Source organism: Zobellia sp. 1_MG-2023, from assembly GCF_030549125.1.
GTDB lineage: Bacteria > Bacteroidota > Bacteroidia > Flavobacteriales > Flavobacteriaceae > Zobellia > Zobellia russellii.
The window spans coordinates 1-22,631 of the sequence record NZ_JAUOSY010000011.1; the positions used below are offsets into that span (position 1 = coordinate 1).

Genomic DNA, 22,631 nt, shown 5'->3' on the forward strand with positions numbered 1-22,631 from the left:
ACTCTCATCCTAAAATAAAAATCTTAAACTCTAATCTGTATGTTGTTTCGTAATTCACCGGAACAAAAAGGTTTCCCAATTTATCCCTTTACGCTGTCTCCACAATATGTCAAATGAACTTCTATATCCCTCCCGGTCTCCCGGAAAACGCTTCCCGACATCTTACTGTCTGTCTAAGCGGCTGCAAATATACAACTGTTTTTCTAACCGGCAACTTTCTTTTAAAAAAAATCGAAATCTTTTTTTTTCGCCGTCTCAAAACAATATACCACAAGGAACGTTTACTCTTTTTTAACCCCCGCTTAACAAACATCTTCATACCTGTTTAGCGGGCTGCAAATGTAACACCCTTTTTTAATTCTCAAAGAATTTTCTGAATAAAGTTTTGGATTTTTCACAAACCCCTGCGCTTCAATAAATTACACTTCTACCAAAAAAGAAGGGTCTTAAAATTAGAACTTTTTATTCATTCCCACAAGCCCCAAACTATAGTTTCCTTCCAAATTTTAGAATATTTTTTTTCTTAACCTCAATTTTACATTCCCTTCTAATCTAACGAAAAATTTATGACCACAAACAGTAATAGTCAACATACACACTAGATTTCCAAAAAGATTACAAAACACCCACAACATTCAACCAATAAACTTAACCCTATATATTGTGTGCCTTGTACGCGTATACTATCTTTGCACCCTTATTACAAAAAATGGGCATGATAAAAATTACATTACCTGACGGAAGTATTAAAGAGTTTGCAAATGGAAGCACTCCATTGGACATTGCCAAAAGTATTAGTGAAGGTCTTGCACGAAACGTTATTTCGGCAAAATTTAACGATACGGTGGTAGAAACTGTCACCCCTCTTACCGAAGACGGGGCACTTGTTCTTTATACTTGGAACGACAAAGAAGGTAAAAAAGCTTTTTGGCATTCTTCTTCACATATTGTAGCACAGGCTCTAGAAGAATTATACCCTGGCATAAAATTAACTATTGGGCCCGCTATTGAAAACGGGTTCTATTATGATGTTGATTTTGGAGCGCATTCTATTTCCGAAAAAGATTTTCCCGCTATAGAAAAGAAAGCTTTGGAAATTGCCCGCGGTAAGCATGACTTTAAAATGCGCCCTATATCAAAAGCCGAAGCTCTATCACTATATAAGAGTCAAGGAAACGAATATAAGGTTGAGCTTATAGAAAATCTTGAGGACGGAACCATTACTTTTTGTGATCATGACACTTTTACGGATTTATGTAGAGGTGGGCACATACCTAACACCGGTATTGTTAAAGCCATAAAAATACTGAACGTTGCCGGCGCCTACTGGAGAGGTGACGAAAAGAACCCTCAATTAACCCGGGTTTACGGTATTTCTTTCCCTAAACAAAAAGAACTTACCGAGTATCTTGCTTTAATTGAAGAGGCTAAGCAACGCGACCATAGAAAACTAGGCAAAGAACTTGAACTGTTTGCTTTTTCTCAGAAAGTTGGTCAAGGACTACCATTATGGCTTCCTAAAGGCGCAGCACTTAGAGAACGTCTTGAAAATTTTCTAAAGAAAGCTCAAAAAAAGGCAGGATACGAAATGGTGGTTTCGCCGCATATAGGACAAAAAGAACTTTATGTTACTTCCGGGCATTACGAAAAATATGGCGCAGACAGTTTTCAGCCTATTCACACACCAAAGGAAGATGAAGAATTTCTGTTGAAACCAATGAACTGCCCACATCATTGTGAGATTTACAATGTACGCCCTTACAGTTATCGAGAATTACCAAAACGTTATGCAGAATTTGGAACAGTTTACAGATATGAACAAAGCGGTGAACTTCATGGTCTTACAAGAGTAAGAGGCTTCACACAGGATGATGCACACATTTTTTGTACTCCGGACCAATTGGATCAAGAATTCAAAAATGTTATTGACCTATCTTTATATGTTTTAGGTTCATTAGGATTTGAAAACTTTACGGCACAAGTATCAGTTAGGGATTTGAGCACTCCGGAGAAGTATATTGGTACTGTAGAAAACTGGGAGAAAGCAGAAAATGCCATTATTAACGCTGCGAAAGAAAAGGGTCTTGACTTTATAATTGAACAAGGTGAAGCTGCATTTTATGGCCCTAAATTAGACTTTATGGTTAAAGATGCCCTTGGCAGACAATGGCAGTTAGGAACCATTCAGGTAGACTACAATTTACCTGAACGTTTTGACCTTACCTATAAAGGTAGTGATAACGAGTTGCACAGACCGGTTATGATACACCGTGCCCCATTTGGTAGCATGGAACGTTTCATAGCCCTGTTACTGGAACATACAGGCGGTAATTTTCCTTTATGGCTTATCCCAGAACAAGCTATTGTGCTGCCCGTGAGCGAGAAACATGAAAAATATGCGGAAAAAGTTTTAAAATCCTTAGAAAATGACGAAATTCGCGCCCTTGTTGATGCTAGAAATGAGACGGTAGGCAAGAAAATACGTGAAGCAGAAATGAATAAAATTCCTTTTATGCTGATCGTTGGGGAAAACGAGGAAGCGTCAAATACCATATCTGTACGTAGACATGGTGGTGAGGATTTAGGCTCTATTTCCCTTGAACAGTTTTCAGACTTGGTAACTAAAGAAATAAATAGTACCTTAAAGTCGTTTTAAAAAATTTAAAGTTTAACTAAAAAGAATTAGTCATAGCAATACGAAAGAGATTTAGGCCCCAACCTAGGAGGGAAAACAAAAACCCTCACAAAATCAATGAAAAAATACTAGCACCTAAGGTAAGGTTGGTAGGTGACAACGTTGAAGTAGGTGTATACCCTATAAGGGTAGCTCTAGATAAATCGGAAGAAATGGGTTTGGACTTGGTGGAAATATCACCAAATGCCGAGCCTCCGGTATGTAAGATTATAGATTACAAGAAGTTTCTTTACGAACAAAAGAAGCGCGAAAAAGTCATGAAGGCCAAGGCCACAAAGGTTATCGTAAAAGAGATCCGTTTTGGTCCAAATACTGATGACCATGATTATGACTTTAAAAAGAAACATGCAGAAAAGTTTTTGCAAGACGGAGCCAAATTAAAGGCTTACGTGTTTTTTAAAGGACGCTCTATAGTTTATAAAGACAAAGGTGAGATTCTACTTTTAAAACTTGCCCAAGATTTGGAAGAGTGGGGAAAAGTAGAACAATTACCAAGATTAGAAGGTAAGCGAATGACCATGTTCATTGCCCCTAAAACTAAAAAATAAAGTAACCTAGTTTTTCTAAGTTACTACAAAAGATACTGATATCTGTCCGTTATTTACGGGCAGTTTCAGCATAAATAAGTGAGATTCATATAAATAGGAAAAATGCCTAAACAGAAAACAAAATCGAGTGCCAAGAAGCGTTTTAAGCTAACCGGTACTGGTAAAATTAAAAGAAAGCACGCTTTTAAGAGTCATATCTTGACTAAAAAGTCAAAGAAGCGAAAGCTTAAGTTAACGCATGACACATTGGTTCACGCCAATGACGTTAACAGTATTAAAGAACAATTACGTTTAAAGTAATATTCTTTACGGTAAAACAGTATTAACCATGGAGTTAGGCTCAAAAAGTGTGCAAAAAAAAGCACCGCCTACTACAAAAATTTAAAATTATGCCAAGATCAGTAAATGCAGTTGCTTCCAGAGCCAGAAGAAAAAAGGTGATGAAGCAAGCCAAAGGTTACTTTGGAAGACGTAAAAACGTTTGGACAGTAGCCAAAAATGCGGTAGAGAAAGCAATGTTATATGCTTACCGCGATAGAAGAAACAAGAAGAGAACTTTTCGTGCTCTTTGGATTACACGTATTAACGCAGGTGCCCGTTTACACGGATTGTCTTATTCTCAGTTTATGGGGAAATTAAAAGCTAGTGAAATTGAATTGAACAGAAAAGTTCTTGCAGATTTAGCGATGAATCATCCAGAAGCTTTTAAAGCAATCGTAGACAAGGTTAAATAAATTAAGAATATATCTCACTTATAAGAAAGCCGGTGCATTTGTGTACTGGCTTTTTTTATTCCCCAAATGCGGTAATTACCAAGTTTCTTCCGGAGGCATAATTTCTATGCTCACACAAATATATACCTTGCCATATCCCAAGGTTCAACCTTCCCCCTGTTATTGGAATCTGTACGGATGCTCCCATTAAGGATGATTTTATATGCGCAGGCATATCGTCCGGACCTTCGTATGTATGTATATAGTAGGGAGCATTTTCCGGCACCATTTTATTCATATGGCTTTCAAAATCCAATCGCACCGTGGGGTCAGCGTTCTCGTTAATGGTCAAACTAGCAGATGTGTGCTTTATAAAAACCTGAAACATTCCTTTCTTTATAGTATTAAGCTCCGGAAACGAGCTTAAAATAGCTTCGGTTACTAAATGAAAACCACGATTATAAGCTTTTAGTTTAATTTCTTTTTGATAGAATTTCATACATTTTTTATATCAAATAAATGTAAAACTTTCTAAATACGAACCCTAATTAAATTATGAACAGATACCTTTGCATCTTCTAAAAAATACACATGGATCTATCAAATATAAAAATGGTCGTCACGGATATGGACGGCACGCTATTAAACTCCAATCACGAAGTTAGCAGTCGCTTTTTTGAGCTCTTTGAACAAATGAAAGAAAGAGGCATCATTTTTATAGCTGCCAGTGGCAGACAGTACCATAGTATAGTTGATAAATTAGAACCTATTAAGGACGACATTATCGTAATTGCAGAGAACGGTGCATTTGCCATGCAAAAGACTACCGAACTACTTGCAACACCATTGCCTAATGATGCCAAAAATTCAGTTCTTAAGATATTGGACACCGTAGGCAACATTCACCCTGTACTTTGCGGTAAACACAATGCTTACATAAAGAGTGACTCCAAGGAATTTGAAGCCAAGTTACGCGAGTATTACACCGATTATAAAGTTGTTGACGACCTAAAGGATTTTGATGGCGAAATACTCAAGATTGCCATCTACCACTTTGAAAGTTCGGAAAAGTACATTTATCCATCCGTATCCCATCTAGAAGGGTCTTTAAAGGTTAAGGTATCCGGAGAAAATTGGGTAGACATATCCAGCCCAAATGCCCATAAAGGTTACGCTCTTCAAAAAATGCAGGAACGATTTAACATTACCCCGGCAGAAACCATGGTCTTTGGCGATTACAATAACGATCTTGAAATGTTAGCTCTTTCGGATTTCAGTTTTGCCATGGAAAACGCACATCCCAATGTAAAAAAAGCAGCAAAATTTGAAACTTTGAACAATGACGAATTTGGTGTAGAAACAGTATTACAAAAACTAATTGATTCACATATATAAAAAAGGTTGCTCCTGTAAAGAGCAACCTTTTTAATTACCAACTCAAATACAATCTTACTAAAACAAGCCTTTAGCCTTACTAAGAAGGTCTCCAGCTTCGCCTCCTCCAAGAAGGCTTCCAATGCTTCCTAGGTCAAAGCTACTATCAGCAGCATCGTTTGACATAAATTTTTCTTTTAGACTATTTATTAAGTCCGGTGCTATATTACTCGCTTCAGATTGTGCCGCTGAAGCGTCCATACCCTGTCCTTGTAAAATTCCAGCAAGTTTACCTACAATAAGTTTAAAAACACCATTGTCTTCAGAAGCATTACCATCATTAGAAAACAAACTGGTAATGGAACCCAAATCCCCGGTCGATATATTTTCCATCAAACTATTCACCAAAGCGGCAGAACCTTGTTCCGCTGCAGCTGTAGTTTCACCTTCACCTAAAGAGTTGGATGCCATCGCATCTTTTAATTTATCAAAAGCCAAGCTTTTCAATTGATCGATCATAGTTTTTATCGTTTTAATTTAAATAGTACTGATTATGGGAATAGTAAAATATCACCTCTTCCTTCAATATTTAAGACACCAATGTTCTCTAAAAAGTCACACAATTTTTACATCTTTTACCAAGAGTCTCTTTAAAAGCGCCATAACTCTTAAAATTTTTCCCAATTGAAAACCGAAATCAATATACCATTAGAAAGCGTATCTAATCAAATCTAATGGGATGAATAACGATATGATTGGAATTATATATTGGCGATAAAAAACCTAAGACAAATTGGTAAGCAAAAGACTAGGCAAATAGCCCATAGTCTTCTTGAAGGCTACGGTAAAATGTTGTGGGTTGGAATACCCTACTTCATAAGATGCTTGAGCAACAGTGTAATTTTCTTCTAACACCAAAAGTCTTGCCTTTTCCATGCGAAGCTGTGTAATGAACTTAAAGATTGTGGTTTGATGCACCTTCTTGAAACAACTTTTTAGTTTGGTAGTATTAAATCCAGCTACCTCGGACAGTTCCTTAATGGTTAATTTCCGCTTAAGATTCTGTTTGATATATGAAACCACTTCATCTATGGCCTCCTTATCCAAAGTAGATAGCGTTGTCTCCCCTGCTATCTGCTCCATACCATTCTCTTTTCCCAAAAAGACCTCTATCAGCAAACATCGTATTTGAGATTCTATAAAATTGGTTCTGGCGATTCCGGTATATGAACAATGTAAAATATCCAGTAGCAACAACCTTAACCTACCTGGTATTGGTTTCATTTCATTCCACAGATATTTAGGTTTATCCACGAAGGCATCAGCAAATTTTATAAAAGCCGAATTGTACTCAGTTCCTAATAAATCTTCAAGAAACTCCTGAGTAAAGAAAACTTCTATAGAAGTATATTCCCTTCCCTTAAGCTTTTCAACTCCATTGGTCTTTGGCCACTGCACAAGGTTATAGCTGCCAGAAGTAATGTTAAGTCTAGATTTACTTTCCGTACTAACAAAGCTATAATTGCCTTCAAGCAAAAAATGAACTCCAAAACAGAAATGATTATTTTCATATTCTACCTTAGAAATACTATTTAAACTTAACTTCCGCAATAGTATGGAAGCACCATCTAAACACAATACTTGTTGGCTTCCTGCAACCCCTTTTCCTAAAGCAAGTTCATCAGATATCACATGAGTATCACCCATCTGTTTCATGGGATCAATACCATTTTTGGCACTATAATTTGCAGACGGAAAAAGACCTATTCTCATTTATTCCTAATTCGTAACTAAAACTTCTTTTTGCGTTAGTGCTACCTGAAATCCTAGATTAGTTTTGCAAAGTTATTTATTTAGACTAAATCTTAATAAAAACAATTGATTTTTTTTAAACTAATTATGAAGAACCTAGCTACGGCTTTCCTATTTCTAATTTCCTTGTCCGTCTTGGGCCAAGAACCTTCCGCAACAATAGCCGGTATTGTTACCGATGCTTCCGGAAAACCTTTATCCTTTGCTAGTGTTGTTTTAGAAGAACTAAAACTGGGTGTTCTTACAGATGATAACGGGGCGTATACTATTGAAAAAGTCCCCAGTGGAAACCACAGGATAATAATTTCCTTTATCGGGTACGGCACGCGGTCACGGACTATTGAAGTCAATGAAAACACAAATAGCATACGCCTTGATTTCTCTCTACGGGAAAATGTGGAAAATCTAGACGAGGTAACCGTAAGCGGAAAAACAGAGAAAACAGCCCTTGAGACTAAGGGTTTCTCGGTAAATTCAATTGAGACCAAAGAAGCTGGGCTTAGAAGTATTCAAACTAATGAACTACTAAACACTACAGTGGGCGTAAAAATTAGACAGAACGGTGGTTTGGGGTCTAATGTACAATACAGTTTAAACGGTTTGTCCGGAAGATCGGTCAGCATTTTTATAGATGGTATTCCTATTTCTATATATGGTTCTTCCTTTAGCTTGAACAGCATTCCGCCTTCTATGATCAAAAACATTGAAGTTTACAAAGGCGTAGTACCAGGACACTTATCCAGTGACGCCGTTGGTGGGGCCATTAATATTGTACTCCATGAAGGAGGTAAGAACAATTTAAATGCATCTGTTTCATACGGATCTTTCAACACCCTGCAAACCAATCTGAACGGAGCCTATAGACATGATACATCAGGATTCACCGTAAAAGCATCAGCCTTTCACAACTACTCGGACAACGATTACAAAATCTGGGGCAGGACTATTGTAGATATAGCTCCCAATGGAGTTCAAACACCAATTGTAGCCAGAAGGTTCAATGACGCTTACCGGTCTACGGGAGGCATGGCCCAAATAGGGTTTACCAATGTTAATTGGGCCGATCAATTTTTAGTGGGCGTTACCGCTTCTGATGAATACAATGAAGTACAGCACGGTACTTTCGTTACCATATCACCTTATAAAGGTCGTTTTTTAGAGTCGGATGCCGTACTGGGCAATCTAACCTATCAAAAGAAAGATTTGTTCACTAAAGGCTTAGACGTAAACGTTACTGGTGTGTACGGCAAACGTAATCGTATAATTAATGATACGGTGGCGCAAGCTTATACATGGGCAGGAACCAGATTAATTGGTTTTGATGGAGAACCACACGAATATACCTGGGGTTCACAAAGTGAAAATGGGCCAACACTAGCCAAAATAACCCGAAATGTTTCTTCTATCCGTTCAGGTCTTTCGTATGCTATAAATGACAACCATAAAGTCTTACTAAACCATGTTTATAGTGGTGTAGACCGTGAAGACAGCGATGAAATGGTATCGTTATTAGAAAACACCTTTCAAGAAACTAGTGACCTATACAAGAATATTATTTCGTTAAGCTACGAACTTAAAGCGTTTGACAATAAGTTTAAAATCAATGCTTTTGGAAAACAGTATATGCAAAAAGTACTGAACACTAGGCCCGTATTTAACGAGGATAATACGGAAGTAATAAATGAAGTTTACCAAAGCGATAAAGACTATACCGGATACGGTTTTGCGGCTTCATATATTGTTTTTCCAACCCTTACACTATTAACCTCGGCTGAAAAAGCCATTCGTCTACCGAGTGAAAATGAGGTTTTTGGAGATGCAGGAGACAATTTGCTCCCCAACTTAACCATTCAACCGGAAACCAGTAATAATCTTAACATTGGTTTTAGGCTTGGGAAATTCAATTTTAACAAACACGGGTTTACATTGACCTCTAACTTCTTTGCTAGAAATATTGAAAACAGAATAGGGTTACCGGCCAATGCAGACGGACTAAGGGAAAGTGATGAGTTTGTTCAATACACCAATCTAGAGAACACTGCGGAATCCAAAGGAATTGAAGCCGAATTCTTTTACACGTATGACAATAATCTTGGCTTCAATTTTAATATAACCCGCATGAGCTTAACCACGGTAAATTCCGGAGTTGAAACAAATGTTCCCAACGTTCCCTTGTTTACCATGAATGCCGGATTACGGTATACTATCAAGGATTTTATCCAATCAAAATCACTGTTAAACCTATTTTATAACACCTACTATACAGATGAATTTGCATTCAAATTCGCGGCAGGTACTAATACTACAGGAGAAGAGGAATTCTTTATTCCTGAACAGATATCTCATGACTTTGGATTGAGCTATACATTTCCCAAAAAGAATTTTGTAATGAGTTTTGATGTCAAGAATATTTTTGACCAGGCCATTTATGATAACCTATCCGTACAAAAACCAGGACGAGGCTTTTATTTAAAATTGAACTACATAATCAATAATCTTTAATCACTTAATAGAACTAACATGAAAACAACTTTTTTAAACTTTAAAACATTGGCTTCCGTATGGCTTCTAGCCGGTTTAATGACCGCTTGTAGTAGCGATGATGGTACAGTTACCCCCGATACCGACTCAGAAACTGAGACCGAAACAGAAACGGAAACCGAAGAAGACGGTAGATGGATAACCATTGCCGGAGCCAAAATGGGTGATACCCCTGGCGACGGAAACGGGGGAACCTTAATTTATTCCGTAACCAGTAAAGATGCTAAGGACCCTACGGTTCAAATAGATCCTTTTAACAATGGTTTTGTAGCACCATCTAACAGAACGGCAAGACTACAAGCTTCTGAAGACGGCAATACCGTTTTCAATATTAGTTATGCCGGAGATACCGGAGGAAATTACAGTAAATATACCGTAGAAGGTGGTGGAACTTTCAATCCAACCGGGTCTGAAATAAGTATAGCCCCTTATGTTGGTACTGCTCCTAGATGGATCAAATTGTTTGATGGGGACAAAACCGGTGCTGCCGTTTACGTCTCTACAGAGCACCAAGTTGATGACAATGACACTCCTGATGATGTAACCGATGACACATATCTGCACACAAATTCTACTATTGGCGTTGTTACTTTAGACTTAGTGGATTCTCAAATCAACAACTTTGAAGAGCATGTTATTACGTTAAGCGAAGAAGAATCTGCAGCAGGCTACTACATCTCTAGAATAGATATGCCAACACTTAATGCCGCTGGAGACAAATTATACATTGGTGCGCGCTTAAGCAAGATAGACCCGACTACTTTAGAAAGTGATAGTGGTGATTATGAGATTCTTGGTTCCAAAACTATTGTATTGGACTATCCTTCTTTATTGAACCCAACGCTAATTACTTCTAGCGTAGGACACGGTAATACCAACGGTTACCGTAGCATCAACGCCTTTTTGTATGACGGAAGCGTATACCAAGCTAACCAGAGTGATCCTGAAGGTTCTCATATTTTAAAAATTGGAGCTGACAATTTGTATGACGATTCGTATGATTTTAATTTAGATGATGCCTTGGGTGTTGATGGTGCTTATGTATTGGCCTGGAGACCAGCACCAAACGGAAAAGCAGTTTTAGCCTACCGTCATGATGGTTCCGCAGAAGGTATTTCGGGGAGAGGAGAAAGCTTTTTTGCCCTAGTTGACTTGAATGCAAAAACAGCAACCAAAATAACCGATATTCCTTACGAGGTAGATTTTGAATTATTCCAGTACCAAGGGTATGCCGTAGACGGAAACGAAATTTACCTTACTCAAGCACCCGTTGGTAAAAACGGAAATATTTATGTTATAGATACCGAAACTGGAACTGTAACCAAAGGTGCCGAGCTAATTAATGTAGAAGGAAGCCATTTTATCGGCGCTTGGTAAACCATTATAACTTTTAGTAAACTATACCATTATCGGGTAACAAAGCCCGGTAATGGTTTTAGTAATTTGAAATCTAATATACACGGCCATGAAAAAAAATAGTATCAGAACTTTTGCCTTAGTTCTCTGCTTTGCATTTATCTCTTTAAGTGCCTTTGCACAAAGGAATACACCCAAAGACCCCAATCCATTCTTAAGTGGCGACTATTGGGAAAAACAACCAAGTATCAGCACTATTGAAGCTAACATAAAAGAGGGCCACTCGGCCACTGTAGCCAACGGCGGTGGTTTTGATGCAACCACTTATGCTCTATTGGCCAATAATCCTCTATCTACAATTAAATATTTGGTTGAGCATGGTAACGACGTTAACAAAAAAACACATGATTCCCGTACTTATATCTTTTGGGCCGCTTACAAAGGAAACGTAGAAGCAATGGAATACCTTATTCAAAAGGGTGCCAAATTAGACGTAGTAGACTCTCATGGGTACTACCCCAGCTCGTTTGCTTCAGCTGGCGGACAAACCGATCCAAAAATTTATGAATTGTTTATTGCAAATGGTGCCGATCTAAAAAATGAAAAAGACCATCATGGTGCCAATATACTTTTAGTGGCAGCATCCAGCGCTAAAGACCTTAAGTTTACAGACTATTTAATTTCCAAAGGACTAGATATCAACACTACGGATAATGACGGTAATGGTATCTTTTATTATGCCGCAAAAGGTGGAAACATAGATGTTCTTAAATCCCTAAAAGAACGTGGGGTTTCAATAGCTAAAAATGATAAAACCGGAGACAATGCTATGCTTGCAGCAAGTAGAGTTGGCCGTGGCGGTGGCAATAGTATAGAGGTTTTCAAGTATTTAGAAGAACTTGGTATTTCTCCAAATGTTGTTTCTAAAAGTGGCACTACTCCTTTGCACAATTTAGCGTCATCAAAAGACATTAAAATTCTAGACTACTTCATATCAAAGGGAGTCGATCCTAATGCGGTAGATGGAGAAGGTCAAACCGCCTTAATTAAAGCTGCCGGAAGAAATAATTTGGAAACTATCTCTTATTTTGCCGAAAAAACGGATAAAATAAACCATGCAGATAAAGACGGACATACTGCTTTAACCGCTGCAATTCAAAATAACAGCGCAGACGTAGTAACCTATTTAATCTCTAAAGGAGCCAGTGTTGATGTGCTTGATAACAAAGGAAACAATTTGGTTTCTTACCTTTTTAACGGTCGTGGTAAACCTCGTGATTTTGATGCTAAGGTTGCCGTATTAAAAGACAAAGGCCTTGATTTTACGCAAGTACAAGGCGATAACAGTACCGTATGGCATTTAGCGGTTGCAAAGAATGATCTGCGCCTTCTAAAAAAGGTGAAAGCATTTGGTGCTGACATCAACGGTAAGGACAAAGACGGAAATACCCCATTGCATTACGCGGCAATGAAAACCGAAAATGCAGAAATTTTAAAGTACTTGATAGCTAATGGTGCCGACCTAAAATCTACTACAGAGTTTGGTGAAACTGCACACGACCTTGCAAGCGAAAATGAACTGTTGGCCAAGAACAAGGTTAATCTTCAATTTTTAAATTAATAGTACATGAAAAATATAATTGTTAAGACGGTTGGTGCCCTTTGTTTGGCTTCTGCATTCTTTGTATTATCTTCTTTTGTAAAAGAACCTGAAGTAAGTTACAAATGTATGATTCAAATGACCAACTATACAGGTGAGAAAGCTTATGTAGTGGTTTCATTGATAAATCCTGAAGGAAAATATGAGAAGACGCTTTACGTTCAAGGAGATGATAAAGAGTGGTTCCCGGATTTGAAAAACTGGTGGGAGTTCAGTGACGGTTCCAAGGAAAACGTCGATGCCATTTCGGGCGCTACCATTGGTAACGGCGAAAGAAACATCATTTCTTTAGGCTTTGACGCCTCGCATATTGATGCCGGTTACAAAGTTCGCTTTGAGTCTGCTGTAGAAAATCAGGAATATTACGCCATAGATGCAGAGATAGACTTGAATTCGGCAACTATAAAAGAGAAAGTAGACGGTAAAGGTTACATCCGTTATATTAGAATGGTACCAAACAGATAATTTTTATGATTGTATCGGTATGGAGGTATAGCCATTTGCTTTTTGCCATTGCCTCTTCTGTTTTTCTTTTGATTGCATCGGTTACCGGTGTTATTCTAGCTGTAGAACCAATTTCCAACAAAATTGAACCCTACAGTGTTTCCAACGCAGATAAACTTTCTTTGTCGGAAACCCTAAAGCATATCAATACAAAATATGAAGAAGTACTTGCGGTAAAACGAGACCGAAATGGTTTTGTAAGCATTACGGTTATCTTAGATGGAAAGAATGAAGAATTCTATATTGATCCATTTACTGGTGAAAAATTGGGCAATCTTATTCAAAAAAAACCTCTTTTCCAGTTTGCTACCAACCTACACCGATCGTTATTTCTAAAATCTACGGGGCGTTTTCTAATCGGATTCGCCTCGTTTTTACTAATTCTCATCAGCATTTCGGGTATTGTTCTAATTGCCAAGAGACAAGGAGGATACAAGAAATTCTTTGCTCCCGTTGTTCGTGAAAATTTTTCACAATACCATCACGTTGTATACGCCAGATTTTCTTTACTTCCGTTATTAGTGCTAGCCATTACGGGCGTATATCTTTCACTTCTTCGGTTTGATATTATTCCGGATTCCAAAGTTTCATTACAAGTAGATTTTGATGCTATCCAAGAAGAACCTTTTAAAAAGTACACGGAATTTGACTTTTTTAAAACTACCTCTCTTTCCGAACTACGTGAACTGGAATACCCTTTTTCCGAGTTCGTAGAGGATTACTACATCATCCGCTTAAGAGATAGGGAATTATATCTCAACCAAGTTACCGGAGATATCTTAGCCGAAGAAAAATATCCCACCGTACAGGTCATGTCTTCTTGGGCTACGGTATTACACACCGGAGAAGGAAGCATTCTATGGTCCATCGTACTTGGCTTGGGAAGTCTAGCCATTCCGTTTTTAACGGTTACCGGCTTTATCGTTTATTTTAAAAGGCCTAAAACCAAGATCAAAAATGAGCATTCAAAAAATGAAAGTGAATATGTGGTTTTGCTAGGCACCGAAGGGGGTACCACGCTTCAATTTGCTCAAGAGTTACATAAACAAATTTTGAAATCAGGTAAAAAAAGTCATTTAGCATTAATGAACCAATACACCCATTTCAAGAAAATGGAGCATTTAATTGTCATTACGGCAACATACGGACAAGGAGAAGCACCGGCATCCGCAGAGAATTTTATACAATTGGTTAAAAAGAATCCCCAGAAACAGGCTTTTGTTTTTAGCGTAGTGGGCTTTGGATCTACTGCCTATCCCAATTTTTGCCAGTTTGCTTATGAAACTCATGAAGCTTTAAAAGGGTTAAATAACAGTACTGCTCTACAAGAGGTCTTTACGGTTAACGACCAATCTTTTGAGTCTTTCAACAATTGGTGTTCGGTTTGGGCCAACCAAATGGGATTGCCTGTTCAACTGAAAAAACCAAAACTGGTTACCAGTTCAAAACCTGCCTCCACTTTTAAAGTCATTCATAAAGCGGAGCTACCTGAAGACGATACCTTCTTATTGAGCCTTAAAAATTTGAACGGGTCAAAACCAGTTTCGGGGGATTTATTATCGGTCGTACCCGCCGATGGAGCTCGAGAGCGTTTATATTCAATTGGTAAAGTAAATACGGACACCCTTGTAATCAGCATTCGGAGGCACGAAAAAGGACTATGTTCCAATTACTTGCATCAACTGGAAGATGGACAAAAACTGAACGCCACGGTAGTAAACAACAGAAATTTCCATTTTCCTAAAAACTCTAAAAAAACAGTATTTATAGCAACCGGAACGGGTATAGGTCCTTTTTTAGGAATGATACAGGAGAATATAAAAAGAAAGGAAATTCACTTGTACTGGGGAGCACGTACCAAAGATGCCTTCCATCTTTATAAAGATTATATTGAAACGGCTTTGCAAGAAGGCAAGTTGACCAATTTTAAAACCGCCTATTCTCGCCAGCAAGCCGATAAAATATATGTTCAGCACCTAATTAAACAAGACCAAGAATTATTTTTAGAGGTTTTGAAAAATAAGGGATGCATTATGATCTGTGGTTCCATAGCCATGCAAAAAGAAGTGCTACAAGAACTACAGGAATTGAGCAACGCATATTTAGGTAAGGACCTTAGCCATTATCAAAACCGAAAGCAAATTAAAATGGACTGTTATTAGACAAGTGAAACATTAAGCTTGAATAACAGGTTATCGCATTAAGTTTTCTGCTTCTTTTTACGTGCCGCAGGAAACAAAACATTATTCAAAATTAGACGATACCCCGGAGAATTGGGGTGCAGCTCCAATTCCGTTTTGGGATCCCCTACCCTATGCTGGTAGTCTTCCGGGTCATGACCGCCATAAAACGTAAAAAAGCCCTTTCCTTTAACCCCGTGAATATATCGTGCCTCTCCATTTAGTTTATTTTCTCCCAACACCATTACCGTGGGTTTTACCTCATCTCTGTTAAAGGCGGTGGTCTGCCCCATAAAACCTTTTACCAAAGCCGTATGGTTCTGGCAAAGCATAGTAGGCACAGCATCCCATTTGGCGGAAAAATCCATTAACGAAAAATAATCGGATTCTTTGGGAACGTTGCCCCGTTTGCTGGTCATGTCTATGGAAGAAAACTCGTATTTAAGTGGGTTTCGCTCTAAAGTAAAGTCCGTGAAGGCAAAAGTTTTATTATAATCCAGCTTACTTTGGTAGTTGGCATCACTGGGGTCATTATCAAACATGGGCTCGCAAATATCCACTCCTTCCGCGGAAAGCGCTATATCAAAACTATCCGTAGCCGAACACATGGCGAACATGAACCCTCCACCAATGACATATTTCCTAATTTTTTGCGCTACCGCACCTTTCTCCTCCGAAACTTTAGAAAAACCGTGCTCCGCAGCCATTGCTTCAGCTTCCTTTTTTTGTTCTATATACCAAGGGGCGGCACGGTATGCGCCATAGAACTTTCCATACTGACCGGTAAAATCTTCGTGGTGCAGGTGCAACCAATCATAAAGGGCTAATTTATCTCCCAATACCTCATCATCATAAACGGTAACATAAGGAATCTCGGCATAAGTCAAAACCATGGTAACGGCATCGTCCCAAGGTTGGTTTCCTTTTGGGGAATAAACGGCGATTTTCGGGGCCTTTTCAAGAATTACGGCATCTTGATTTTTGGAAGGACTACTAATTTCTTCCAGTATACCTTGTGTCTGGCCATCCGATAAAATTTCAAAGGAAACCCCACGTATTTGACATTCCTTTCGGATAGCATCTCCATCCGGCAATAAAAAGGACCCTCCCCTATAGTTTAAAAGCCACTGTACCTTTTGTTGTTTACTTAGCACCCAATAGGTAATTCCGTAAGCCTTTAGATGATCTCTCTGGCTCTCGGCATCCATAGGTATTAAAATGGAAGATGCCGAAAGTTGTAGAACCCCAACAAGTATGAAAAAAATTGACAAGAACGATTTCACCATGTTTCTAGCACTTAGATTTTTTCTAAAGATACTTGAAAAACCTCGCTTTTTAAGGCACACAAAGTTAAAGCTATTTGAAAACTGCTGGATTTTGCTTAGTTATATTGTTTTAGAAAGGAACATCGCTATCCTCATCCGCACTTAAATCATTCATAGAACTACCAAATGCTTGGTTGGCATCCGGCAAGTTCTTTGTGATAAATGGATTATCCTCATTTTCGTTCATTTTGGATTGAAACTCAAACGGAGAATCAAAATCATCCAAGTTATCAAACTTACCAAGGTTACCGATAAATTTCAGACGAATGTTCTCAAGACCACCATTACGGTGTTTTGCTACAATAAACTCTGCTTGACCTTGGGTTGGGCTTCTTTCTTCGTCATCCCACTCATCAATTTTATAATACTCCGGACGGAAAATGAACGATACAATATCCGCATCCTGCTCAATCGCACCAGATTCACGTAAATCCGAAAGTAAAGGTCTTTTACTACCGCCACGGGTTTCAACGGCACGAGACAGCTGAGAAAGTGCAATTACAGGAATATTCAATTCCTTTGCCAGGGCCTTAAGGTTACGCGAAATTGTAGAAATCTCCTGTTCACGGTTACCCCCTTTACCGGTTCCACCGGCGGTCATTAACTGCAAGTAGTCAATGATAATAATCTTAATGTCATGCTGCGAGGCCAAACGTCTGGCCTTTGCACGTAAATCAAAAATGGATAAGGACGGTGTATCATCTATAAACAATGGGGCTTTCTCCAACGCTTTTACCTTTACGTTCAATTGTTCCCACTCGTGTTTTTCCAGTTTACCGGTCCTTAATTTTTCGGACGACAGTCCGGTTTCCGAAGAAATCAAACGGGTAATAAGCTGTACAGATGACATCTCACAGGAAAAGAAAGCAACACCCTGCCCACCATCTACCGCAATATTACGCGCCATAGATAAGGTTAATGCCGTTTTACCCATACCAGGACGCGCCGCAACAATAATTAAATCACTGGGCTGCCATCCAGAGGTTAATTTATCCAATTTATCAAAGCCGGTAGCAATACCGCTCATCCCCTCTTTATTGGAAATTTCCTCAATCTTTTTCTTGGCTTGGATTACCAAATCCATAGCTGTCTCCGCAGATCGTTTAAGATTCCCTTGAGTTACGTCGTACAATTTAGATTCCGCACTATCCAAAAGGTCAAAAACGTCCGTAGATTCATCATAAGCCTCTTCAATGATTTCGTTGGATATTTTTATTAAGCTACGCTGAATATACTTTTGAAGAATAATACGTGCATGGAACTCAATGTGGGCAGATGAAGCCACTTTTTGAGTGAGTTTTATAAGGTAAAAATCCCCTCCTACGGCATCCAATCGTCCGTCTCGCTTTAATTGTGACGAAACCGTTAATAAATCCACTGGTTCGGAACTTTCGAACAGCTTAAAAATCGCTTCATAGATAAAACGATGGGCATCTTTATAGAAAACATCAGGATGTAGGATATCTATTACTTCATCTACCCCCTTTTTATCAATCATCATCGCACCAAGAACAACCTCCTCTAAATCAACTGATTGTGGCGGAATTTTACCACGCTCTAAATTGATTAGGGTAGATTTATCTATTTTACGGGCTACGACCGGATTAATTTTTTCCATTTCACGAAATTATGCAATTAACTAAAAAATAAAGCGAAGTAAAGTTAACAGGTAATGAACATTATACTGTTAATAAGTTACAATTTTATGTTGATAACAAAAAAAATCTGAGAAAAGTCTTTCTCAGATTTTAGTCAGCTTGATAAAAGTGTCCGTTAACCGTTAAAAACACCCATTTGGGCGTATTTTTCCATTCGGGTATTGACCAATTCTTTTGGGGATAACTTTTCTAAAGCCTCAAATTGAGTCAATATTTTGTTTTTTACCACCTCAAAAGTTTTTTCCCGATTTGCGTGGGCACCACCTGCCGGTTCGCGCACGATTTCATCGATCAACTTTAATTTTTTCATATCTGTAGCCGTAAGTTTCAACGCTTCTGCAGCTACTTCTTTATACTCCCAGCTTCTCCATAGAATAGAAGAACAGGATTCTGGGGATATTACGGAGTACCATGTGTTTTCCAACATCAATACCTTGTCTCCTACTCCTATGCCCAAAGCTCCACCGGAAGCTCCCTCTCCAATGATAACCACTATAATAGGTACTTTAAGGCGAGTCATCTCAAGAATATTACGGGCAATTGCCTCTCCTTGACCACGTTCTTCCGCTTCAATACCAGCGGCACCACCTGGGGTATCTATGAAACATACTACAGGAACATTAAATTTCTCCGCAGATTTCATTAATCGTAAAGCTTTGCGGTAACCTTCCGGATTGGCCATACCAAAATTCCGGTACTGCCTAGTTTTTGTATTGTACCCTTTTTGCTGACCAATGAACATAAAGCTCTGATCACCAATTTTACCTAAACCACCAATCATAGCCTTATCATCCTTTACATTCCTATCACCGTGAAGTTCCAAAAATGTATCGCCACAAATAGCGTTGATGTAGTCTAAAGTATAAGGTCTATTAGGGTGCCTGGACAACTGTACGCGTTGCCATGCGGTAAGGTTTTTATATATTTCTTTTCGGGTATCGGCTAACTTCTTTTCAATCTGCTTACAGGTCTCCGACACATCTACTTCGCTTTCCTCCCCAATAATCATGCATTTATCCAGCTGGTCTTCAAGCTCTTTTATAGGGAGTTCAAAATCGAGATATTCCATTAGTGTAATAGGTTTAGTTTGATAGGCAAATATAGGATTTTAAGCTTATGTCCTGAAGGGTTTTTTAAACCTTCTCTTATTTTTCAGTATTCCGTTGGCAATGACCGTCAATAGGATGATGCCTCCACCAAAATAAAATAGGGGGTTCATTTTCTCCGACTCGCCAAAAATAATAAACGCCAGAATTATTCCATAAATAGGCTCCAAATTTATTGTGAGCATTACCGTATACGGACTTATATATTTCAAAATCTTAACCGATGCTATAAAGGCGTAGGCAGTACAAATTGATGCAAGTATAAACAGATAGAGCAAGTCGTTTTGCGATAGACTAAAAAACTCTGCATTAAACCTTCCTTGAAACGCCAAAAATAAAGTCAACAGCCCCACCCCACTTACCAATTCGTAAAAAGAAATTACAGAAGGCCTTTCCTTTTGTATGAGCTTCCCGTTGATCAATGAGAAAAACGCCGACAAAAACGCGGATATTAAGGCTAAAACTATACCGTACAGATACTCCGTATCTACCTTAAAAATCAGGTACAGCCCAAGCATAACAACGATACCAAAAACAATTTCATACCAAATCATCTTCCGCTTGTACCAAAAGGGCTCAAGTATCGCCGTAAAAAAAGCACCCGTAGAAATCGTGGCCAACGCAATGGATATATTGGATACCTTAATGGCCAAAAAGAAAGTCACCCAGTGTAGCGCAATTACTATTCCCGCTCCTATGAGCGCCCAAAACATACCCTTCGAAACCTTTAAGGAGTATTTCTTGGCTATAACATAGATCAAGATAAATATTGAGGCGATAAGCATCCGGTACCATACCAAAGGCATAGCCTCTAACGTAATAAGTTTACCCAGTACTGCCGTAAAGCCCCAAATAAAAACAATAAGATGTAAGTGCAGGTAATTTTTTAGCTGAGCCCCCATAAAAGCCTATTTAAACGAAAACGCGTTACCGCTTTGCCTTTTGCAGTAAAACTACGGCCAGCACTCCAAAAATCATATTGGGTATAAGTACTGCCAATAAAGGCGAAAAGCCAGACTGCTCCGCAAGGGTACCAAAAACTTTATCAAAGAAAACAAAGACAAAGGCCACTATAATTCCAAAGGCAAGGTTAACCCCCATACCTCCACGCCTCTTTACGGACGACACAGCTACAGCGATTATCGTTAATATAAAAGCTGTAATGGGCAGAGCCCATCTTTTATACTTTACCAAGATATAGGTATTGATGTTGGATGCCCCTTTTAACCTTTGGTCCTTTATAAACCGGTTCAGTTCAAAAATATTCTTGGTTTCCGCGGCATAGGACACCGGGGTAAGGTCTCCAATTTGAAAAGAGAAAAGGGTATCTAAACGACGCTTGGTTTCCACCAAAGCCGTATTATTGAGAATCTTTCGTTTTTTATAGGTAGTTAAACGGTACACACTATCCTTATCTACATATCTGATATTGGCCGCCGATATTTTGAACTCCAACTCATTTTCTTCGTTAAACCTTTCAAAAGTAAAGTTGTATCCAATCTGTCTGGCAGGATCAAAACTGCTCACATAAATAAAATCATTGGCGTTTAACTGTGTAAAAATATTATTGGTAACCCGGTCCTGCTTTCCTTTCTTAAGATACTTGTATTTAAACTCGTTAAAACCCTTGCTAGCATTAGGTACTATAAACATACCCATAACAAACATAATTACCGCAATAATAGAGGCTCCAATAATATAGGGGCGCAAGAATCTAGAGTACGATACACCTGAACTAAGAATGGCCACAATTTCCGTATTTCCCGCCAATTTAGAGGTAAAGAAAATTATAGACAGAAAGAGGAAAATAGGAAATAGAAGACTTCCTATATAGATAGTAAAGTTTCCAAAATAGACGAGTATTTCATCCAACGGAGCTTCATTGGCTTGCATTTTTCCAATTTGCTCGGCCAAATGCGCCATGATCCCAATAGGAATAAATAGCAAGATCATCACCGAGAAAGTGACCAAATATCGCTTAAGTATATATTTATCTAATATGGTAAGCACTACAATCGTTTATCCATTTGTTTAACCATACGGTCTTTCCATTCCGTAAAATCTCCTGCTAAAATATGCTTTCGAGCTTCACGAACCAACCAAAGATAAAATCCTAGGTTGTGAATAGTGGCTATTTGTTTGCCCAAATACTCCTTAGCTACGAACAAATGACGCAAATAGGCCTTTGAATACTCTAGGTCTACAAAGGTAATTCCCATTTCATCTACCGGAGAAAAATCATCTTCCCACTTTTTGTTCTTAATATTTATCGTGCCATGAGCGGTAAACAACATTCCGTTTCTAGCGTTTCGCGTAGGCATCACACAATCAAACATATCAATTCCTAAGGCTATGTTCTCCAAAATATTAATAGGCGTACCTACCCCCATTAAATACCTAGGTTTGTCTTCCGGTAAAATTTCACAGACCACCTCGGTCATACCATACATTTCTTCCGCAGGTTCCCCAACGGATAGACCGCCTATGGCATTACCTTCGGCACCAACGCCGGCAATGTACTCCGCAGAGCGTTTTCTTAAATCTTTATAGGTAGAACCTTGTACAATAGGAAAGAACGTTTGAGAATAATCGTACTCAAAAGGTGTTTTCTTTAAGTGCGCAATACAACGCTCCAACCATCTATGTGTCATGTGCATAGAACGTTCTGCATACCGGTAATCACAGGGGTAAGGTGTGCATTCATCAAAGGCCATGATAATATCGGCCCCGATCACACGCTGTATTTCCATTACGTTTTCCGGTGTAAAAAGGTGTGTAGAACCGTCTATATGCGATTTAAACTTTACCCCTTCCTCTTTTATTTTTCGGTTTCCGGAAAGTGAGTATACTTGGTATCCTCCACTATCAGTTAGAATATTCCTATCCCACCCCATAAATTTATGGAGTCCGCCAGCTTTCTTTAATATTTCGGTTTTAGGCCGAAGAAAAAGGTGGTATGTATTCCCAAGAATAATATCTGGGTTAATCTCCTCCTTTAGCTCCCTTTGATGCACACTTTTTACGGATGCAACCGTACCAACCGGCATGAATATAGGGGTTTCTATTACTCCGTGATCGGTAACCATAGTTCCGGCACGAGCTTTACTTTTTGGGTCTGTGTGGTGTAATGTAAACTTCAAAATTGTATTTATGGACGCA

The 22,631-nt window shown here is 38.6% G+C and carries 19 protein-coding genes; 10 read left to right on the forward strand and 9 right to left on the reverse strand.

Going from position 1 to position 22,631, the window contains the following annotated elements; genetic code table 11:
- Positions 1-715 precede the first annotated feature (715 nt).
- The 4 genes from thrS to rplT all read left to right on the forward strand — a co-directional run bounded on the left by thrS (position 716) and on the right by rplT (position 3,977).
- On the forward strand, positions 716-2,656 hold the full coding sequence (thrS, locus tag Q4597_RS17465) for a threonine--tRNA ligase (RefSeq protein WP_215441876.1): 1,941 nt from the start codon (positions 716-718) through the stop codon (positions 2,654-2,656).
- Positions 2,657-2,694: 38 nt separating this feature from the next.
- Complete coding sequence (infC, locus tag Q4597_RS17470; protein ID WP_289041480.1) at positions 2,695-3,243, forward strand: translation initiation factor IF-3; 549 nt, start codon at positions 2,695-2,697, stop codon at positions 3,241-3,243.
- A gap of 102 nt (positions 3,244-3,345) precedes the next feature.
- On the forward strand, positions 3,346-3,543 hold the full coding sequence (rpmI, locus tag Q4597_RS17475; RefSeq protein ID WP_038239114.1) for a 50S ribosomal protein L35: 198 nt from the start codon (positions 3,346-3,348) through the stop codon (positions 3,541-3,543).
- 89 nt (positions 3,544-3,632) lie between these two features.
- The gene (rplT, locus tag Q4597_RS17480) at positions 3,633-3,977 is read left to right on the forward strand and encodes a 50S ribosomal protein L20 (RefSeq protein ID WP_215441875.1); all 345 of its coding nucleotides are present in this window, start codon (positions 3,633-3,635) and stop codon (positions 3,975-3,977) included.
- 55 nt (positions 3,978-4,032) lie between these two features.
- Here rplT and Q4597_RS17485 read toward each other — a convergent pair whose 3' ends face one another.
- The gene (locus Q4597_RS17485; protein ID WP_215441874.1) at positions 4,033-4,455 is read right to left on the reverse strand and encodes a secondary thiamine-phosphate synthase enzyme YjbQ; all 423 of its coding nucleotides are present in this window, start codon (positions 4,453-4,455) and stop codon (positions 4,033-4,035) included.
- Between the two features lie 92 nt (positions 4,456-4,547).
- Here Q4597_RS17485 and Q4597_RS17490 point away from each other — a divergent pair, with 92 nt between their 5' ends.
- Positions 4,548-5,351, forward strand: coding sequence for an HAD family hydrolase (locus Q4597_RS17490; protein ID WP_303407394.1), 804 nt, complete (start codon positions 4,548-4,550; stop codon positions 5,349-5,351).
- Positions 5,352-5,408: 57 nt separating this feature from the next.
- Here Q4597_RS17490 and Q4597_RS17495 read toward each other — a convergent pair whose 3' ends face one another.
- Positions 5,409-5,849, reverse strand: coding sequence for a hypothetical protein (locus Q4597_RS17495; RefSeq protein WP_215441872.1), 441 nt, complete (start codon positions 5,847-5,849; stop codon positions 5,409-5,411).
- A gap of 264 nt (positions 5,850-6,113) precedes the next feature.
- Positions 6,114-7,103 (reverse strand): AraC family transcriptional regulator, encoded by a 990-nt coding sequence (locus Q4597_RS17500; protein ID WP_215441871.1) that lies wholly within the window; start codon positions 7,101-7,103, stop codon positions 6,114-6,116.
- Between the two features lie 126 nt (positions 7,104-7,229).
- Between Q4597_RS17500 and Q4597_RS17505 the strand changes: the two genes are divergently transcribed.
- The 5 genes from Q4597_RS17505 to Q4597_RS17525 all read left to right on the forward strand — a co-directional run bounded on the left by Q4597_RS17505 (position 7,230) and on the right by Q4597_RS17525 (position 15,365).
- Positions 7,230-9,644, forward strand: coding sequence for a TonB-dependent receptor (locus Q4597_RS17505; protein WP_303407395.1), 2,415 nt, complete (start codon positions 7,230-7,232; stop codon positions 9,642-9,644).
- 18 nt (positions 9,645-9,662) lie between these two features.
- The gene (locus tag Q4597_RS17510; RefSeq protein ID WP_215441869.1) at positions 9,663-11,060 is read left to right on the forward strand and encodes a hypothetical protein; all 1,398 of its coding nucleotides are present in this window, start codon (positions 9,663-9,665) and stop codon (positions 11,058-11,060) included.
- Between the two features lie 88 nt (positions 11,061-11,148).
- Positions 11,149-12,660, forward strand: a complete 1,512-nt coding sequence (locus Q4597_RS17515) for an ankyrin repeat domain-containing protein (RefSeq protein WP_303407396.1) — start codon at positions 11,149-11,151, stop codon at positions 12,658-12,660.
- Between the two features lie 6 nt (positions 12,661-12,666).
- On the forward strand, positions 12,667-13,164 hold the full coding sequence (locus Q4597_RS17520; protein WP_303407397.1) for a DUF2271 domain-containing protein: 498 nt from the start codon (positions 12,667-12,669) through the stop codon (positions 13,162-13,164).
- 5 nt (positions 13,165-13,169) lie between these two features.
- Complete coding sequence (locus Q4597_RS17525; protein WP_303407398.1) at positions 13,170-15,365, forward strand: PepSY domain-containing protein; 2,196 nt, start codon at positions 13,170-13,172, stop codon at positions 15,363-15,365.
- Positions 15,366-15,403: 38 nt separating this feature from the next.
- On the opposite strand, the gene Q4597_RS17530 is transcribed toward Q4597_RS17525, so the two are convergent.
- The 6 genes from Q4597_RS17530 to tgt form a co-directional block, all read right to left on the reverse strand.
- Positions 15,404-16,669 (reverse strand): asparagine synthetase B, encoded by a 1,266-nt coding sequence (locus Q4597_RS17530; RefSeq protein WP_289063072.1) that lies wholly within the window; start codon positions 16,667-16,669, stop codon positions 15,404-15,406.
- Positions 16,670-16,778: 109 nt separating this feature from the next.
- Complete coding sequence (dnaB, locus tag Q4597_RS17535; protein ID WP_215441864.1) at positions 16,779-18,326, reverse strand: replicative DNA helicase; 1,548 nt, start codon at positions 18,324-18,326, stop codon at positions 16,779-16,781.
- A gap of 155 nt (positions 18,327-18,481) precedes the next feature.
- On the reverse strand, positions 18,482-19,435 hold the full coding sequence (locus Q4597_RS17540; protein ID WP_215441863.1) for an acetyl-CoA carboxylase carboxyltransferase subunit alpha: 954 nt from the start codon (positions 19,433-19,435) through the stop codon (positions 18,482-18,484).
- A 45-nt stretch (positions 19,436-19,480) separates the two neighbouring features.
- Positions 19,481-20,374 carry a DMT family transporter gene (locus Q4597_RS17545; protein ID WP_303407399.1) on the reverse strand — a complete coding sequence of 298 codons (894 nt, stop codon included), beginning with the start codon at positions 20,372-20,374 and terminating at the stop codon, positions 19,481-19,483.
- 25 nt (positions 20,375-20,399) lie between these two features.
- A complete protein-coding gene (locus tag Q4597_RS17550) occupies positions 20,400-21,482 on the reverse strand; it encodes an LptF/LptG family permease (protein ID WP_303407400.1) in 1,083 nt (360 codons plus the stop codon).
- On the reverse strand, positions 21,482-22,612 hold the full coding sequence (gene tgt, locus Q4597_RS17555) for a tRNA guanosine(34) transglycosylase Tgt (RefSeq protein ID WP_215441860.1): 1,131 nt from the start codon (positions 22,610-22,612) through the stop codon (positions 21,482-21,484). Before tgt ends, Q4597_RS17550 begins: the two co-directional genes overlap by 1 nt.
- Between the last annotated feature and the right edge of the window lie 19 nt (positions 22,613-22,631).

What these genes read in the sequence shown, in the direction of transcription:
- thrS (WP_215441876.1), top strand. Translation starts at nt 716, where the DNA reads ATGATAAAAATTACATTACCTGACGGAAGTATTAAAGAGTTTGCAAAT.
- rpmI (WP_038239114.1), top strand. Translation starts at nt 3,346, where the DNA reads ATGCCTAAACAGAAAACAAAATCGAGTGCCAAGAAGCGTTTTAAGCTA.
- rplT (WP_215441875.1), top strand. Translation starts at nt 3,633, where the DNA reads ATGCCAAGATCAGTAAATGCAGTTGCTTCCAGAGCCAGAAGAAAAAAG.
- Q4597_RS17485 (WP_215441874.1), bottom strand. Translation starts at nt 4,455, where the DNA reads ATGAAATTCTATCAAAAAGAAATTAAACTAAAAGCTTATAATCGTGGT.
- Q4597_RS17490 (WP_303407394.1), top strand. Translation starts at nt 4,548, where the DNA reads ATGGATCTATCAAATATAAAAATGGTCGTCACGGATATGGACGGCACG.
- Q4597_RS17495 (WP_215441872.1), bottom strand. Translation starts at nt 5,849, where the DNA reads ATGATCGATCAATTGAAAAGCTTGGCTTTTGATAAATTAAAAGATGCG.
- Q4597_RS17500 (WP_215441871.1), bottom strand. Translation starts at nt 7,103, where the DNA reads ATGAGAATAGGTCTTTTTCCGTCTGCAAATTATAGTGCCAAAAATGGT.
- Q4597_RS17505 (WP_303407395.1), top strand. Translation starts at nt 7,230, where the DNA reads ATGAAGAACCTAGCTACGGCTTTCCTATTTCTAATTTCCTTGTCCGTC.
- Q4597_RS17510 (WP_215441869.1), top strand. Translation starts at nt 9,663, where the DNA reads ATGAAAACAACTTTTTTAAACTTTAAAACATTGGCTTCCGTATGGCTT.
- Q4597_RS17515 (WP_303407396.1), top strand. Translation starts at nt 11,149, where the DNA reads ATGAAAAAAAATAGTATCAGAACTTTTGCCTTAGTTCTCTGCTTTGCA.
- Q4597_RS17520 (WP_303407397.1), top strand. Translation starts at nt 12,667, where the DNA reads ATGAAAAATATAATTGTTAAGACGGTTGGTGCCCTTTGTTTGGCTTCT.
- Q4597_RS17525 (WP_303407398.1), top strand. Translation starts at nt 13,170, where the DNA reads ATGATTGTATCGGTATGGAGGTATAGCCATTTGCTTTTTGCCATTGCC.
- Q4597_RS17530 (WP_289063072.1), bottom strand. Translation starts at nt 16,669, where the DNA reads ATGGTGAAATCGTTCTTGTCAATTTTTTTCATACTTGTTGGGGTTCTA.
- dnaB (WP_215441864.1), bottom strand. Translation starts at nt 18,326, where the DNA reads ATGGAAAAAATTAATCCGGTCGTAGCCCGTAAAATAGATAAATCTACC.
- Q4597_RS17540 (WP_215441863.1), bottom strand. Translation starts at nt 19,435, where the DNA reads ATGGAATATCTCGATTTTGAACTCCCTATAAAAGAGCTTGAAGACCAG.
- Q4597_RS17545 (WP_303407399.1), bottom strand. Translation starts at nt 20,374, where the DNA reads ATGGGGGCTCAGCTAAAAAATTACCTGCACTTACATCTTATTGTTTTT.